The sequence below is a fragment of the Candidatus Chloroploca asiatica genome, assembly GCF_002532075.1.
In the GTDB taxonomy this organism is placed as follows: domain Bacteria; phylum Chloroflexota; class Chloroflexia; order Chloroflexales; family Chloroflexaceae; genus Chloroploca; species Chloroploca asiatica.
The window spans coordinates 47744-63856 of sequence record NZ_LYXE01000072.1 but is presented as its reverse complement, the minus strand read 5'-3'; the positions used below and the strand labels follow the sequence as shown (position 1 = coordinate 63856).

15 protein-coding genes are annotated in these 16113 nt (G+C 57.5%); 7 read left to right on the top strand and 8 right to left on the bottom strand.

What is annotated here, in order from left to right:
* Positions 1–107 precede the first annotated feature (107 nt).
* Positions 108–1286, top strand: coding sequence for an alpha-D-ribose 1-methylphosphonate 5-triphosphate diphosphatase (locus tag A9Q02_RS08390; protein WP_097651903.1), 1179 nt, complete (start codon positions 108–110; stop codon positions 1284–1286).
* Between the two features lie 73 nt (positions 1287–1359).
* On the opposite strand, the gene A9Q02_RS08385 is transcribed toward A9Q02_RS08390, so the two are convergent.
* From A9Q02_RS08385 to A9Q02_RS08375, 3 genes are all read right to left on the bottom strand, one after another.
* Positions 1360–2427, bottom strand: a complete 1068-nt coding sequence (locus A9Q02_RS08385) for an alpha/beta hydrolase (RefSeq protein WP_097651902.1) — start codon at positions 2425–2427, stop codon at positions 1360–1362.
* Positions 2428–2550: 123 nt separating this feature from the next.
* On the bottom strand, positions 2551–4116 hold the full coding sequence (locus A9Q02_RS08380; protein WP_245860462.1) for an acyl-CoA synthetase: 1566 nt from the start codon (positions 4114–4116) through the stop codon (positions 2551–2553).
* Positions 4117–4230: 114 nt separating this feature from the next.
* Positions 4231–4773 (bottom strand): hypothetical protein, encoded by a 543-nt coding sequence (locus A9Q02_RS08375; RefSeq protein WP_097651900.1) that lies wholly within the window; start codon positions 4771–4773, stop codon positions 4231–4233.
* A 193-nt stretch (positions 4774–4966) separates the two neighbouring features.
* On the opposite strand from A9Q02_RS08375, the gene A9Q02_RS08370 reads away from it, so the two are divergent.
* The 3 genes from A9Q02_RS08370 (at position 4967) to A9Q02_RS08360 (ending at position 9396) form a co-directional block, all read left to right on the top strand.
* The gene (locus tag A9Q02_RS08370; RefSeq protein WP_483862428.1) at positions 4967–5917 is read left to right on the top strand and encodes a glycosyltransferase family 2 protein; all 951 of its coding nucleotides are present in this window, start codon (positions 4967–4969) and stop codon (positions 5915–5917) included.
* A gap of 13 nt (positions 5918–5930) precedes the next feature.
* Entirely contained in the window at positions 5931–7355 is a 1425-nt protein-coding gene (locus A9Q02_RS08365) for an undecaprenyl-phosphate glucose phosphotransferase (RefSeq protein ID WP_245860461.1), read from the top strand.
* Between the two features lie 517 nt (positions 7356–7872).
* Entirely contained in the window at positions 7873–9396 is a 1524-nt protein-coding gene (locus A9Q02_RS08360; protein ID WP_245860460.1) for a type III PLP-dependent enzyme domain-containing protein, read from the top strand.
* Positions 9397–9471: 75 nt separating this feature from the next.
* On the opposite strand, the gene A9Q02_RS08355 is transcribed toward A9Q02_RS08360, so the two are convergent.
* From A9Q02_RS08355 to A9Q02_RS08335, 5 genes are all read right to left on the bottom strand, one after another.
* On the bottom strand, positions 9472–9939 hold the full coding sequence (locus tag A9Q02_RS08355; RefSeq protein WP_097651899.1) for an anti-sigma factor: 468 nt from the start codon (positions 9937–9939) through the stop codon (positions 9472–9474).
* Between the two features lie 10 nt (positions 9940–9949).
* Positions 9950–10621, bottom strand: coding sequence for an RNA polymerase sigma factor (locus A9Q02_RS08350; protein ID WP_097651898.1), 672 nt, complete (start codon positions 10619–10621; stop codon positions 9950–9952).
* A gap of 176 nt (positions 10622–10797) precedes the next feature.
* A complete protein-coding gene (yidD, locus tag A9Q02_RS08345) occupies positions 10798–11010 on the bottom strand; it encodes a membrane protein insertion efficiency factor YidD (protein ID WP_097651897.1) in 213 nt (70 codons plus the stop codon).
* Between the two features lies 1 nt (position 11011).
* On the bottom strand, positions 11012–11647 hold the full coding sequence (locus A9Q02_RS08340; protein ID WP_097651896.1) for a 4-vinyl reductase: 636 nt from the start codon (positions 11645–11647) through the stop codon (positions 11012–11014).
* A gap of 21 nt (positions 11648–11668) precedes the next feature.
* On the bottom strand, positions 11669–12184 hold the full coding sequence (locus tag A9Q02_RS08335) for a MogA/MoaB family molybdenum cofactor biosynthesis protein (protein WP_097651895.1): 516 nt from the start codon (positions 12182–12184) through the stop codon (positions 11669–11671).
* Between the two features lie 212 nt (positions 12185–12396).
* Between A9Q02_RS08335 and A9Q02_RS08330 the strand changes: the two genes are divergently transcribed.
* The 3 genes from A9Q02_RS08330 to A9Q02_RS08315 all read left to right on the top strand — a co-directional run bounded on the left by A9Q02_RS08330 (position 12397) and on the right by A9Q02_RS08315 (position 16019).
* Positions 12397–12651, top strand: coding sequence for a hypothetical protein (locus tag A9Q02_RS08330; protein ID WP_097651894.1), 255 nt, complete (start codon positions 12397–12399; stop codon positions 12649–12651).
* Between the two features lie 324 nt (positions 12652–12975).
* Positions 12976–15801: a cation-translocating P-type ATPase gene (locus A9Q02_RS08320; RefSeq protein WP_097651892.1), complete on the top strand. Its 2826-nt coding sequence runs from the start codon at positions 12976–12978 to the stop codon at positions 15799–15801.
* Positions 15798–16019 (top strand): PLD nuclease N-terminal domain-containing protein, encoded by a 222-nt coding sequence (locus A9Q02_RS08315; protein WP_097651891.1) that lies wholly within the window; start codon positions 15798–15800, stop codon positions 16017–16019. Before A9Q02_RS08320 ends, A9Q02_RS08315 begins: the two co-directional genes overlap by 4 nt.
* Positions 16020–16113: the final 94 nt, after the last annotated feature.

Below are 16113 nucleotides of genomic sequence, written 5' to 3'. Positions count from 1 at the left end.
TGGCTGAGCTTGTCGAAGCCAATACCGAGAGCAGAAAACTTTTGTTACAGACCAATGATGTGTGCAAACGGCAAAAGCTGTAATTGTCCTAGAGGAGCAAGCGGTCTATGTTGATTACGAATGTTCGTATCGTCCTCCCTACGATGGTCATTGAGCGTGGCTGGCTTCTGATTGAGGGCGAGCAGATCGCGGCGTTTGCTGAAGGTGACGCCGTTGTTGGCGCTATGCCAATTGTTGAGGGGCGTGGGTTGACGCTCATCCCTGGCATGATCGACATCCACGGCGATATGCTCGAGCGTGAGATCGAACCGCGTCTCGGGGCCGATTTCCCGATTGATATGGCGATCTTTGAACTCGACAAGCGCCTTGCTGCGGCAGGCATTACCACCGCCTACGCGGCCCTCTCATTCTGGGATCATGATAGCCACGATAATACCCGTCGCCTCGATACCGTGCGCCTGATGACAGAACATATTCACCAGTTGCGACCACAATTGTTGATTGATCTACGTGTGCATGCACGTTTTGAAGTCTCAACGCCGGTTGTTTCGCCAATGCTTGGCGATCTGCTTGAGACCGGACAGATCGAGTTACTCTCGCTGATGGATCACACGCCGGGGCAGGGGCAGTACCGTAACATCGAGCGCTATGTCACGTCGATGTCGCAATGGCGACGCATTCCGCGTGATCATGTCGAAGAGGAATTAGGGCAACGCCTTGCGCAGGCGGGAAGCCTGGAAGAACGCTGGGCGCTGGCGCGTGACATTGCGGCGCTGGCCGCAGAAATGGGCCTGCCTATTGCTTCGCACGACGACGATACGTCGGCGAAAGTTGATCTCGTCGCCACCCTCGGCGCGACCATCGCCGAGTTTCCTGTGACACTCGAGGCTGCCCAGGAGGCCCGCCTCCGTGGCATGTCGATCGTGATGGGTGGCCCCAATGCGCTGCGCGGCGTCTCGCATTCGGGAAATCTGAGTGCCCGTGAAGCTGTTGCCGCGGGTCTTGTCGATTGTCTGGCGACCGACTATCACCCCGGCACGCTCATCCATGCGGCCTTTGGTCTTGCCCGCGAGGGCATCACTGATCTCCCCACCAGTATTGGCCTGGTGACTGCCGGGCCTGCTGCTGCCCTCAATATGGCCGAACACGGACGCATTGCCCCCGGCCTGCGTGCCGATCTTTGCCTGGTCGAAGACGGTCGCTTGCCGCGCATGCGGGGAACGATCCGCAATGGTACGCCGATTTACTGGGATAAGGTGATGTGGCAGCGTGCAAGTCGGGTTTGAGGGCGTTAGCCCTAACCGCCGTGCCAACAGCCAGTCTTGCTGGCTCTTGGCACGGCAAAGGCACGCACACCGCTCACTTCTTGTGCAAGAGTGCGTGGAATGCGTTATTAAACGCCTTGGGCTTTTCGAGGTAGGGACTATGCCCACAATCGGCCAATTCGATCTCGTGGAAATAGCCACCGGCTTCGATATAACGTTGCAAGACACGGCGCGTCTGCCCCTTCATTGGCTGAGGTGGAAAGGCCTCTTCGCCGGGCCAGTCAGGGACAGCCTGGATCTTGCCGAGCGTCCCGAGATCAAAGAAGCTCATATCGCTTACGATCTGATCATCGGCCCCGTGGATCCAGAGGATTGGCGGTTTATGGTCAGCGGCGAGAATGCGTTCGACCATATCGCCCACATACTTGGGTGACAACGCATTATTCGGACCAATCACGCCTGGCCCGACCCCGGGCCAATTGGCTGATTTGACCATATCGCCGGGATAGTGATCTTCCTTCACGCGAATCGTGAACATGCTCGACAGCAGTTCCTCTTCGCGGGCAGGGCGGAACGGCACCTTCCAATAGAAACTATTCATCACCAGGCGGGGCGAGGCGCGGGGATTGTCAATGCCACGGTCTTGCACTGCCAAAAGGCCAGCAAACTCAGGACTCACCAGACCACCCCCCGAGCCGGCAAAATCAGGCCAGCATGGTGTCCCATCGAGATCCTTGGTGCCCCCAAATCCATACGGTGAACCAGGCGCGGCGAGCGTGATCGTCTGCAGGCGTTCAGGTGCCGTCGCCAACACCTGGAAAGCGACCGAGCCACCCATCGAATGACCAACAACATGGAAACGGTCACACCCCAGCGCATCAGCAAGGGCCAGAACATCATCAGCAAAATCACCGAGGCCACGGGTCGCGTCGACGGGCTTGAACTCACTCTCGCCGTACCCTCGCAAATCGGGGGCGATTCCGCGAAAACCCTCGGGCAACGCCAGCATCGTCTCTTCCCAGAATGTGCCGGACGACACATTGCCATGAATGAAGATCACCGGCTCGCCGGACTCAGGGCCGCTCAGGCGGACGTGTTGGAGCAGACGACTGGTGGCGACCTGCTGAGTTGTTATGCCCGGCATAGTGGGGAGCTTGATCATCGGACAACCTTTCCAGATAGGGTTTCTATTCAATCCGGCATCTGCGTGCGTAGTGAACACGTCAGCAGGGGGTTGCCTCTTGGTGACGCAACCATTGCTGCCACACACACACCGGGTAGCACCTTACTGATGCACATCATTGTGTAGATAGGTACGGAGCAGCGCATGCTTATCAACTTTGCCTGCCGCTGTTTTAGGCAACGGTTCAGCCTGGATAATCACCTGACGGGGCAATTTATAGCGGGCGAGACGGGTTCCGGCAAAGTCTAGCAAGTCATGGCCCTGCAAATGACATCCTTTCCGGGGCACAGCCACTGCCCAACCGACTTCGCCCCAGTGTGGGTCAGGTACGGCAACCAGGGCCGTCTCGGCGACCGCCGGATGGGCCGCGAGCACACTCTCGACCTCAGCAGGATAAATATTCTCGCCCCCTGAAATAATCACATCTTTCAGCCGCCCGACGATGGTATAGTACCCTTCGGCATCGCAGCGGGCGAGATCCCCTGTCCGTAGCCACCCATCGGGCGTAATGGCCCGGGCGGTCTCTTCAGGTCGGCCCCAGTATCCACGGCACACATGAGGACCGCGTACCCAGAGTTCACCGACCTCATCGGGTTCACATGCGCTCCCTTGTTCGTTGGTAATGCGTATGTCAATGAAAAGGAGCGGAAAACCGACAGAACCCGGCTTGCGCCGCACATCTTCGGGGGGGAGCCAGAACGTATTGGGGCCAGCCTCGGTGAGCCCATAGCCTGTCTTGAAATCAACCCCACGCCGCCAGAATTCTTCAAACACGGGCTGCGGGCAAGGTGCGCCGCCACTGATTACCAGTTTCAAGGGGCTAAAATCAACCTGGTTCCAGCGCTCGTGTTGTTGCAGAGCGAGAAAGATCGTCGGCACACTAAAAAAGATGCTGACGAGCCGACTGCCGATCAAATCAAAGATCTGATTGACATCAACACTCTTGCAGACAATCGAAGCCCCGCCTATCATGGCCAGGGGTGCGGTAAAGACATTGAGGCCACCAGTATGAAAGAGGGGCATATTCAGGATCGTCGTATCATCGGCATTGAGCCCCCAGCTCATCACGGTATTGACCGCATTGAAGGTCAGATTGCCGTGGGTCAAAATCGCCCCTTTGGGCAGCCCGGTGGTACCGCCGGTATAACAGATCACCCACGGATCATCAAACCCAAGCTCGATTGGCGGAACGGGTTCGTGGTGCTCATCGCGGGCCATCAAAGGCACATCAGCGGCATGCGCCACGGTCGCTGCCTCGATGGCGATCCAATGGCGTACCGACGTAGCCGTGGTACGTAGCGTGAGCGTTGTGGCCGCAAATTCTGGCCCATAGGCAAAAATGCAAGGGTTCGCGTCATCAATCAGACCAGCCAATTCAGCCGGAGTCAAGCGCCAGTTCAACGGCTGCATAATCGCCCCAAGCTTGCCACATGCAAACCAGAGATCGAGAAACGCGAGGCTGTTGTGGGCCAGCACGGCCACGCGATCGCCCCGTTCAACCCCGAGCGAGCGGAGCAAAGCTGCCGTACGCGTCGCGGTCGCATTCCACTCATCGTAACTGATCTGGCGCATATCACTCTGAGCGTCGTAGAGTGCCGTACGTTCGGGCGAGAGTTGCGCTCGCCGTCCAAGCCAGTCACCAAGGTACATCTGGAACTGTCTGCTCATAACCTGCTCACTGAGAGGGGCAACGAAACTGGTTGTCAACGGGACGGCTCATAAAACAAGCCGATCCATTCCTATTATACAGGCCCCAGTTTCGTTGATATCACGTGCATCGTATTACAAGCCGTGGGCCAGTCCGTGTATCTTCCACGTCTCACCTTGCTCATACAGCCGCAGATCCCATTGCACTGGTGCTGCTGGATCGACCATGGCCTGGGCCATGCCCCCAAGTGCTGGGCCTTCGGTGGCGTTGAACCCATAGGCCAGACTCAGATGCAGCTGGCTTTTGAGCCGGATGGTCTCGCGTCTGCTTGGCGACACCGCCCGCGCCGCAAAGTTGGCGGCCAGGTTCTCGAGCCACGGCGAAACGATCAAGAGGCCGTGAAAAGCCTCGGTACAGGCCAGTTCCGTGACGATGACTGGCTGATCTGGTCGTTGCGCCATCGCTGTTGTCCAGGCCGCCGTGAGGGCGCTGGTATAGATAGGAAGCGCCGTGGCCTCATCCTGAAAAAAGCCCGTCAGCGTAATATGTGGAGGGTAAGCGTGCGCCTTGTTTGGCCCAAACTGGGCACGACTGGCATCGTAAAACGCCGCGATCTGCTCGGCCATTGGCCCCAACGGGCACGCATAGACAATCAAGCGGGCAAGCGATGAACCCATACACCCTCTTCTTTCAGCGTGTCACCAGGCATACTGGCCTGAGTTGGTTCCCTCAAAACCCATGCTTGTGCTGGCGAAAACGGCCAACTTCGCTGGCCGTTTTCGCCAGCACAAGCGAGATTCTTGGGGGCCGCAGGCCCCAAACCCCACCGCCGGAGGCAAACTCTCTGGCTTTGTTGCGAGCAAAGCCAGTATGGTATACTATACACGCTTTTTGATTGCTGGCCCTGTTGCCCTGGAGCAAGCTATGTCGCGCCTAGCGGTTGTCATTCTGAATTATAATCGGGCTGACTTGCTGGCTGATTGCTTAGCTTCGCTCTATGTTGCTCCTCCCCGTTGCGACCTGACAGTCTGGGTGGTGGACAATCATTCCAGTGATGCAAGTGTCGCAGTCGTGCGCGACCGCTTTCCTCAGGCCCGTCTGATCGTCAGCCCGATTAATGGCGGCTTTTCGTATGGCAATAACCTGGCCTTACGGGCGATCAGTGCTGAGCAGTCGGCTGATTATGTGTTGCTGCTCAACAATGATACGGTTGTGCCGGCAGGTGCCCTCGATGGTCTGGTCGATTATCTTGTCGCTCATCCTGAGGTGGCGGTCGTCGGGCCGCGCTTGCTCTTGCCCGATGGCAGCCTTGATCTGGCCTGTCGGCGCAGCTTTCCCAGTCCCGCGATCTCCTTTTATCGCATGTCAGGGCTGGCAGCGCTCTTTCCCCGTAGTCGCCGTTTCGGGCGCTATAACCTCACCTATCTTGATCCGGCCCGTGAAACCGAGGTTGATGCGGTTGTTGGGGCGTGCATGCTCTTGCGGGCGTCGGTGATTGATGAGGTCGGGTTGCTTGACGAACAGTTTTTTATGTATGGTGAGGATCTTGACTGGTGTTATCGCATCAAAGCGTATGGTTGGCGCATTGTCTATTATCCGCAGGTGATCGTTCATCACTACAAGCGGGCTTCGAGTACCCGCCGCGCCATCCCGTCGATCCGTGCTTTTTATGATGCGATGCGCATTTTTCATCGCAAACATTACGCGGCTACGACCGCTGCTCCACTCAATCTCTTGATTGAAGTTGGTATTAGTTTGAAGGAGTTCATGGCACTTGGCCGCAATCTCCTCCTCCCCCCAGCCGCACGCCGCGTCGGCTAAGGTGCGTCCACACTTGCGATCACGCACCTGGCGGGCGTTGCTGCTTTTGATGTTGATCGCTGGCGATCTGCTCGCCCTGAATGGTGCGTTGATTGGCACCTATCGTTTCTTTGCGCCCGCAATCGAGACTTCGGGGGCCATTATGCCCTCTGATCCAGTTGTGGTTGCCCGCTTCTTGCTCTTTTTTAATCTGATGGCGCTTGCGGTCTTTACCTTCAATGGCCTCTACGAGATGCGCCGTGGGGCGTCACGGGTCGATGAGGCGTTCAAGGTCTTTACCGCGATCTCACTGGTCGCTATCGGTGCGATTGTAATCAATACGCTCTTGCCCCAGATTGGGGCTGATGAGTTGCCCTTTACCCGCGATGTGCTGGCCTGGAGTTGGACGATGGCGATTGCGGCATGTGTGTTGCTGCGGGCGTTCCATCGCTCAGTCGTGATCTGGCTGCGTCACCACGGGATTGACACTCGGCGCGTCGTGATTGTGGGTGCCCGCGATCCTGGCCAACTCGTCTGGAATATTATTCGCCACCGTCCCGAACTAGGCTATCGGGTGCAGGGCTTTGTCTCGGATAGTGCCCCGATTGGGAGCATGGTGCTCGATCTGCCGGTGCTCGGTCGTACGCCTCAACTCGGGCGAGTCGTGCGGGCAACTCGTGCCGACGAGGTCATTATTGCGCTTTCTGCTCGCTCCACCCAGGATCTGATGGAAATTATTGCGCTGGCAGAGGATGAGGCGGTCACGATTAAGGTCTATCCCGATACGTTTCAGTTGATTACCAATAACGAGCTCTCGATTGGCGATCTCAGTGCCCTCCCTCTCGTCAGTGTCAAAAATGCAGCCCTTGATAATCCGTGGAACCGGATCTTGAAACGTACCCTTGATCTGGTGGTGGCGTCGCTTATCCTCCTCTTTGGCGCACCGATCTTCATGCTTATTGCGCTCGCGATCCGTCTCGAGTCGCCAGGTCCGGTCTTTTTTCTCCAGGAGCGGGTCGGGATGGATAAACAGCCCTTCTGGATGATCAAGTTCCGCACGATGCGCCCCGATGCCGAGTTGCTGGGCACATGGACAACCGAAAATGATCCCCGTGTCACCCGCGTGGGCCGTTTTCTGCGCCGCACGAGCCTTGATGAGTTGCCCCAGTTGATCAATGTGCTGATCGGCGAAATGAGCATCGTTGGCCCCCGCCCCGAACAGCCGCGCTGGGTTGAACAGTTTAGCCAGGAGATCCCGCGCTATATGCGACGCCATAAAGAGAAGGCTGGCCTCACTGGATGGGCTCAGGTCAATGGTCTCCGCGGTGATACTAGCATCAAAGAACGTACCCGCTATGACCTCTACTATATCGAGAACTGGTCGCTCCTCTTTGATCTCAAAATTATTCTGCGCACAATCGCGAATTTCCTCACTGGCAAGCAGGAAAACGCGTATTGACACAGGGTACTGATGGGTGTATAATTCACAAGGCTGGGCCAACCAGCCAGTTTATTCGCGCCCCTCGTTACGTTTTGGTGACGGGTTTCGCGTTCCGGGAAGGCACCCGGCACTGCGCAACACGCAACATCGAACACGAAACGGATGTCGCTCTGAGAAGTATCACCAGTGTCGGTGGGTTCTTCTGTTTCCAGGGTGCCGAGTGGGCTATGGTGAGGGTCTATGGACGGTAGTGACAATGTACGCACCAATGTGCGGCATAAAAAAGTTGATCGCACCGATCTGCAGATCGCTGGGGGCTGGCCTCTTTGCCTACCCTGGTAATGTCATGACGCGCTTCTGAGGCGTCCTGACGAACGCCTCTCCCCCCAACGACTCCTGCCATTGGTGCAGGGTTTTTTTTTGCCTCCCCATTGTGTCGTTTCCCATGCTTGTTCGCAAGCCGTGAGGGCCTGAATGCCCCACGGTCTGACTCGTTGCGTCTTGATCTTTATCCCGAAGGAGGGTTCTGGTACAATTGAAGCAGCAGACATATACCACCTATCTTCAGAATCAGTTCGATCTTGATGGTGATGGTGCGTTGACTAGTTTTATGACGCGTCAACGTGGCGAGCTTATGTTGGGTGGCCGGGTCAATTTGAATGTGCTGGCGCAGCAGTATGGCGCTCCCTTAGAGGTCGTCTATACGCCCCAGATTACGACTCAGGTTTCCCGGATGCAAGCATGGGCGGCCCAGGCACGGGCAAGCAGTGCCTATCCCGGTCGGTTTCTGTACGCCTATGCGACCAAGGCCAATTTTGCTGCCGAGGCCGTCGAGACAGCGTTGCGGGCTGGGGTTCACTATGAGACATCGGCGGCGGCCGATGTGACCATTGCGCGCAGTCTCTACCGTCAGGGGTTGCTGCCAACTGATCGCTTGATCTGCTGCAATGGCTCGAAAGAACCAAACTATCTTGAGGCTATTCGTGGTCTGCGGCTTGATGGCTGTACCAATGTGATCCCGGTACTCGATGATCTTGCCGAACTAGAGGCGCTGCTCGACACGTCGGCCCCGCTGCGCTTTGGCGTGCGTGAGCGTGCCGCCGGTAATCGTGATGGCCGTCATCCTGGCAATGATCGCTTTGGCTTGACCAGTGCGGAGATCGAGGTTGCCGCTGAGCGGATCGCCAACAGCCAGCACGATCTTGTGCTCTACCATGCGATGGTTGGGAGCCAGATCGAGGACGAGGCGCATTTCCTGGCGACGCTGCGCGAGTCGGTGGCTGGCTATTGTCGGTTGCGCCGTCGGGTGCCGAGTCTGCGCTATTTCAATTTCGGTGGTGGCATCCCAACCGCTGGCTATCGTCTCGATTTTGCGTTTGATTATGCCGGTTTTCTCACGCGTTTGATGCATGAAATCAAGGCGACCTGTGCCGCCTACGATGTTCCACCGCCCGATCTGATTGGTGAGTTTGGCCGCTATACGGTGGCAACGCACAGTGTCTACCTGCTCGAAGTTGGGGCCGTCAAAGCTGGTCAGCCGGGTGAGCCTGACTGGTACCTGATCAACGGAAGCATGATGGTGACCTTGCCCGATGCATTGCTGGTCGAAGGTCAGGAGTTTGTCATCTTTCCCTTGACCGATTGGGATCGCCCGGTGCGCCCGGTGCGCCTGGCTGGGCGGCGTACTTGCGATAGCGACGATGTCTACCCGCGACCCGACGCTCCCCCGTTGATGTTGCCCGACACCGGGGCGGGCCTAGTGCTTGCCATTTGTGGTGTCGGTGCCTATCAGCAGATGATCTCGGGGCGTGGCGGGGCGCATCATTGCCTCAGCCCCGAGCCGGGGCGGGTCATTATCAGCGAGCTTGATGGGCGCTTGCAGACCCGGTATGTCCCGCAGCAGGATCAGGCGTCAATCATGGAGTTGCTTGGCTATCAACCCCAACGCTTCCCCGTTCCGCTAGAGATCGAGCGTCGTACGCCGGTTCCCGTCATGGCACGGCGGCGTCTGGCGCAACGCCCGTCACGTCAGGCGCGTGCGAGCGCCCAGATGGAATAAGCATCCTTGTGCGTCTAGATCCGAACAATCAAAAGGCCGCCCCCAAGGGGGCGGCCTTTTTGGTTGAGCTACGACTCAATTCCGTACTGTTTGACGTTGGGGTTGCTGGTCAAAAGCGAGCCAGAGCATAATCGCCAGGAGGAGCCAATGGATCTGGTCGCGGATCACCAGCAGGATTGCTACTACCTGACGCGAGGCAGGCAACGCATCGTAGAGCCGTTGCAACCCGATCAGTGGTGCGTAGCGCAACTGATCAAACATCGCGATCAGCCCGAGTTCAGCCCCAACCGTACCATAAAACTGCCAGGCAACCCCCAGCGACAGGCCAACCGCCGCTGCCGTCAACACCAGCACGAGCATGCTATACCACGACTGCGGACGCGGCGGTGCTGGCACAGCCGGAGCGGGCACCTGGTTGCCAGGCACCAGCGCCAGCAGGCGTGCTGAGACCTCGGGAGGCGTTTCCCAGTGCAACTCTTGACGTAACACCGCATCGAGGCGGTCGTCAGGGTCACGGGAAGGAGTTTTCATCAGATCGTTCATCTGTTCACCTCTATGCACCGCCAAACATCAAACGCACCGGCACCGCACCTGTTCGCGGGCCATCGGCATCATGGCGCGGCTGGCGTGGCACAGCCTGGGCAGGAGGGGGTTGCTCTTCTGCTTCCAGGATGGCGGCCAGACGATCCTTGCCCCGGCGAATATGGCTCTTGACGGTGTTGAGCGGAATATCGAGGATCTCGGAAATATCAGCATACTTCAGATCATCGAAATAGTAGAGCGTTAAGACCAGGCGATAGTGTTCTTCAAGTTGATCAAGCGCACGCCGTACCTGGCTGCGCACCTCTTGCGAATCAAGGGCTTGCTCGGGACTCGTCCAGCGGTCATCATCAGCCACACTTGCCAATTGGTCAGCCTCGTCTTCTTCGAGTGCGGGTGGGGTCAGAGGTACCTGCCGCCCGCGCCGTCGCAACTCATCGCGGCCCAGATTAACGACGAGCCGGTAGAGCCAGGTGGTAAACCTGCTCTCACCATTATATTGTGGCAGCGCCCGAAACAGCCGGATAAAAGCCTCTTGTGTGAGATCGGCCGCATCCTCGGGATGTTTCAGGACACTCATCGCAATGCTATAGACATAATGTTGCTGAGTCAGCACCAGTTGTGTCAAGGCTTGCGGGTCGCCCTGCTGGGCCTGTGCAATCAACTCACGAGATGGTTCAGCCACCGTACACCTTTCCCTGGCGCGTATGCGCCGTCGCTGATTGTGCTAGAGAGAGTATCGCACAACTATGGCCAACGGGCATCGCTCATGCGACAGAGTGCGGGCCCCAACTTTGGTTGGAGGGTTCCCGTCACAAAGTAGGACGTACGACCTGGGTCAAAAGTTGCAGTCTCTGCTGGTTATGGGACAGGATCGTGCCCACCTGGACCCCAGGGGTGGCAGCGCGAAATGCGTTTGATTGCCATCCAGCCCCCACGTACGGCACCATACTTGCTGATCGCCTCGAGGCCATACTGCGAACAGGTTGGCTGATAGATGCAACTTGGAGGAAGCCACGGTGAAATGGCGAGCTGATAAAAGCGAATCAATTTCAGCAATAACCAGCGGATCATACTATTCAAGCGGCTCCTTGCTAATGGTAAAACGACACGATGGAGCGCCCTGAGCGATGCAACTACACTGTTCCACGGCAAAATGACGCCCACCCGAGACCCAGAACGTCGCCTCTTCAATGATGCCACGGGCAATATAGAAGACCGGCCCTGGTTCGGGGCGGTCAAGACAATTCGAGCAGCGGGTGATATGGTAACTAAACTGGCCGCGCTCTTCTTCGACATGGCTTGACTGGTCACTGAAGCGGTCGAACGTCTGGGCCGTGGCATTGAGCACAATCTTCAATTTCATGGTGACCGGCATCAACTTGAGCGCCAGATCAGCCATCCCGAGCAACGGCCCAAACTCTTTAAGGCCCAACGAAAACGCGACGCGCCCGGCCCGTAACTCTAGGCCACGTGCGCCACGCGGCCCATACATGGTGCCAAGCGCCACCGAATAGGCCGCAATAGCCTCGAAGGGGAACTCGCGTTTCAGGTCATTGGGCGGATACGCATCAATATATTGATGGAGATCGGCGAGGCGCAGCAACGCCTTGACCCCGTTTTCGCCCATCACCTCTTCCAATGACAGAAAGCAGAGACGACCGATGCGATTAGGATAATGCATATTACGAAAAGCATCTACCGAGGTCATTGGCGTGCGTGCTCCTTCGCATCACTGGCGTACTGTCTCCCAGATCAGATGGGCTGTCTGTGGAATGATTAGCTTATCAAGCGCGAGCTTGACGGCTGCAGTTGAGCCAGGGAGACAGAAGATCAGCGCCCCCCCATAGACACCCGCGATAGCCCGTGAGAGCATTGCCGCCGCGCCGATATCGTCGTACGAAAGCATGCGAAACAACTCGCCAAACCCTGGCAGACGTTTCTCGAGCAGCGTGTCAATGGCGTCAACCGTACTATCGCGACGGGCAATGCCTGTGCCACCGTTGGTGATGATCAGCTTGCAACCGTCAGCGGCATAGCTGCGTACCAGTGTGATGATCTGGTCAGGTTCATCGGGAACTACGCTATATCTTACCACATCATGCCCTGCCTGAGTGAGTGCCGTGCGAATGGTGCTTCCACTGGTGTCATTGTCAGGTGTGCGCGTATCGCTGATTGTCAGCACCCCACACCGAATCGTTAGCGGGCCTTCGCGCTGTGCCTGGGCTTCATGTTCCTGGTGTCCCATCGTCTCCTCGTTTCTGTTTTGCAACATTGTATCAAGGATGGTACCACAAACACAGGAGGGGCAAAATGCGGCTTTGCCCATGCTATGACCCGTAACTTTTGGCGGGTTGGTACGGTTCACTCACTGTACACTTCGTCTTGGTGGAAGCTCTGTGAAAGCATAGCCCTGATCGCTGGATCGTGCGCTGACGTTCACAGGGCCAGGGAGTTGTTATGTCCATCGCTACCCATTATCAGATGCCCACTGCTTCGCCATCCGTCGTTCTCGAACAGACCATTTATGCCCATCTGTGTGTCTGGCGGCATCAACGTGCTACACGTCGGGGTTGCCCCGAGCAAATGCTGGTTGATGATGCCACTTTGCACCATATCGCCGGCCATCATATGTCACTCGAACTTGCCACAACCTTCTCAGGCGCACGCAAACCTCCGCGCCCTGATAAAGCTTCACTCTGCCTGATTGCCTGAGCCGTCAAAAAGATTATCTTCTCTGCGGGGGATGCCAACGCAGTTGGCATCCCCCGCAGAGAAGATTCCATAACGTATGGTGAAGATCTTCGCCTCTAGATCAACAATGATCCAATGAGGTATACTGTCTATGAGGGCTGTTAGATCCTGGTTGGGGAGTAGCCACCTGTTCGCAGGTTCGATTGTCGTCAAGACAGCGGTGCCCCCGCTCGGCAATCGATTCGTGTTTCAACACGATTGGCAAGACCACCACGATAACAAGGTATCGTGGTGGTTTTTGTGCATGATTCTGCACACCATCACCTGTAGTGATGAGGTTCCCCAATGAAAGTTACGCTCCCTTCTTCACCTGAGCAGCGTGATCCTGCCAATGAAACACTGTCTGCGACGCCACAGGCGGTGGCCTGGTATGCGCTGCCGCCCAAGGTTGCGCTGCAACGGTTGACAAGTGCCTCCACGGGCCTGGATCAGGGCGAAGCTCAGGTTCGTCTGACGCAGTATGGTGCCAATGAATTAATTGAACACGGAGGTAAGCATCCCGCCAGGATCCTGTGGGAACAGTTTACCAATGTGATGGTGCTGATCCTGATTGCTGCGTCGGTGCTTTCGCTCTTCCTTGGCAAATTCCTTGAGGCGGGGGCGATTCTGGCGATTGTGGTGCTCTTTGCGGTGCTCGGCTTTTTTCAAGAGTACCGCGCCGAGAAGGCGATTGCAGCGCTCAAGAAACTTGCTGTGCCCAGTGTGCGTGCCTATCGCAATGGCAAACTGCTTGAGTTGCCCGCACGTGAACTGGTGCCCGGCGATGTGATCGTGCTCGAAGCGGGCAATCTGGTGCCCGCCGATGTGCGCATTATCGAGAGCATTAACCTGCGCATTCAAGAGTCGGCCCTTACTGGTGAGTCGGAACCGGTTGAGAAAGTTACCGAAGCGCTGACCCGCGCCGAGGTGCCCCTCGCGGATCGTCGCAATATGGCCTACCTTGGTACGACGGTGACCTATGGTCGGGGGAGTGCGCTGGTGGTGGCAACGGGTATGCAGACCGAGCTTGGCACGATTGCCGATCTGCTGCAGGCCGTACCTCACGAGGCAACGCCACTTCAGGTGCGCCTCGATATGGTTGGCAAGCAACTGGCCGTTGCGGGCGTGATTGTGGCGGTGCTTATTTTTGGTATTGGCCTCTGGATGGGTGAGCAGGTGACGATCATGCTGCTTACCGCCGTCTCGCTGGCCGTCGCGGTGATCCCCGAGGGTCTGCCGGCTGTGGTCACGTTTACGCTGGCGCTTGGTGCCCAGCGGATGCTCAAACGCAATGCGCTGATTCGCAAGTTGCCTGCGGTGGAGACGCTTGGCTCGGTGACGACGATTTGTTCGGATAAGACCGGGACGCTCACCGAGAACCGGATGACCGTGACAATGGTCGTGCTGCCGGGGATGCTGGTTGAGCTAAAGAATGGTCACCACGGCCCAGTTGCGCTCTTGAATCCTGATGCGGCTATGCAGGAACTGCGCACCCAGAAACCTGTCGGCTCGGCGCTCTTGCTTGCCGGAGCAGCGCTCTGCAATGATGCAACGCTGAGCCTTGATCCCGCTACGGATCAGTATAAACTGGTGGGTGATCCAACTGAGAGCTCGTTGCTGGTGGCGGCTGCCAATGGTCAGTTGCTCAAGCATGATCTTGAGCATGCGATGCCTCGAGTCGCCGAGTTGCCCTTTGATAGCGACCGCAAGCGCATGACCACGGTTCATTACCGCCCCCAGAAGATGATTGAGGCCCACCTTGGTGCGATTTGGGGCGTTGAGGGGTATGCGCCTGAGATGGCCTATATTGCGGTGACCAAAGGGGCTGCCGATGGCTTGCTGGAAATCACAAGTCAGGTCTGGACTGAAGGTGGGCCTGAGCCGCTGACCGAGACGTGGCGTCAGGCGATTTTGACCGATAATGAACGGCTGGCCCGCAATGGGATCCGGGTACTCGGGGTGGCTTTTCGACCTCTCGCTTCGACCGAACGGATCCACGAGGTCGAGCGCGATTTGATCTTCCTCGGTCTTCTTGGCATGATCGACCCACCGCGCGCCGAGGTGCGTGCAGCCGTTGCAACCTGCCGCGAGGCTGGTATTCGGCCAGTGATGATTACCGGTGACCATCCGTTGACCGCGAGCTATATTGCGCGGACGCTTGGCATTGCCACTGACGAAACCGTCGTCACCGGTAGCGAACTGAGCGCGATGAGTGATGCGCAACTTGTGCAAGCGACGGCCTCGACCGCCGTCTTTGCACGGGTCAGCCCCGAGCACAAACTCAGGATTGTCGCCTCACTGCAACGCCAGGGGCACGTTGTTGCGATGACGGGCGACGGAGTCAACGACGCGCCAGCCTTGAAAAAAGCCGATATCGGCGTGGCCATGGGCATCACTGGCACCGATGTCTCCAAAGAAGCGTCGGCGATGGTGCTGCGCGACGACAACTTTGCCACGATCGTTGCTGCCGTCGAAGAAGGTCGAGTGATCTATGATAATCTGCGCCGCTTTGTCAAGTTCGCGGTCGCGGGCAATATCGGCAAAGTGCTGGTGATGCTGCTCTGGCCGTTACTCTTTTTTGTCGTAGGTATGCCAACGCAGTCCGCCGTCGCGCTCTTGCCCCTGCAGTTGCTCTGGCTCAACCTAATGACGGACGGACTGCTCGGCTTGAGCATGGGCATGGAGCCTGCCGAGCGGCATGTGATGCATCGCCCGCCCCACTCTTCGACCGAAGGCATCTTTGCGGGTGGTATGGGTTGGCAGGTGACGTGGGTTGGGGGCGTGATTGGCGTGCTCGCCCTGGGGGTGGGTTTCTGGTATTACCAGGCCGGCCTGGCGCAATGGCAGACGATGATGGTGGTGAGCCTGACCCTCTTGCAGGTTTTTCAAGCCCTGGCGACCCGCTCGAATACCGAGTCTATTCTCACCATCGGGGTCTTCTCGAATCGTGTCATGTGGGGTATCATTATCCTGGTGGTCGGGTTACAGGTGCTCGCCCTCTTTAGCCCACTGGGTCTTTTCCTTGGTTTACTACCCTTGACCCTCAACGACATGCTGATCTGTGTGGGCCTGGGCTTGCTCCTCTTTATTTTGATCGAGGTTGAAAAACTGATCCAACGGAGGCGATCATGAAAAAAGTGGCTTGGAGCGACCTTTCGCCCAAACAACGGGGCATCCTTCTCGCACTCGCGAGTCTTCAGTTGAGCCTGTTGGCGACCGCGCTGGTGGACCTCTTCTTCCGCCCGCCCGAGCAGGTCAACGGCCCGCGCTGGGCGTGGGCACTGGCCTCATTCGTGAGCTTTGTGGGCCCACTGGCGTATCTGCGCTTTGGGCGTAAGCGAGCGGAGTAGGTTCTCGGTTCTTTGACGAGGTTGGGTCGCACGATGGCAGCAACGCTGCCATTGTGCGGCCCAACCTTGTCATGCGTACCCAGCCGCTATTTCC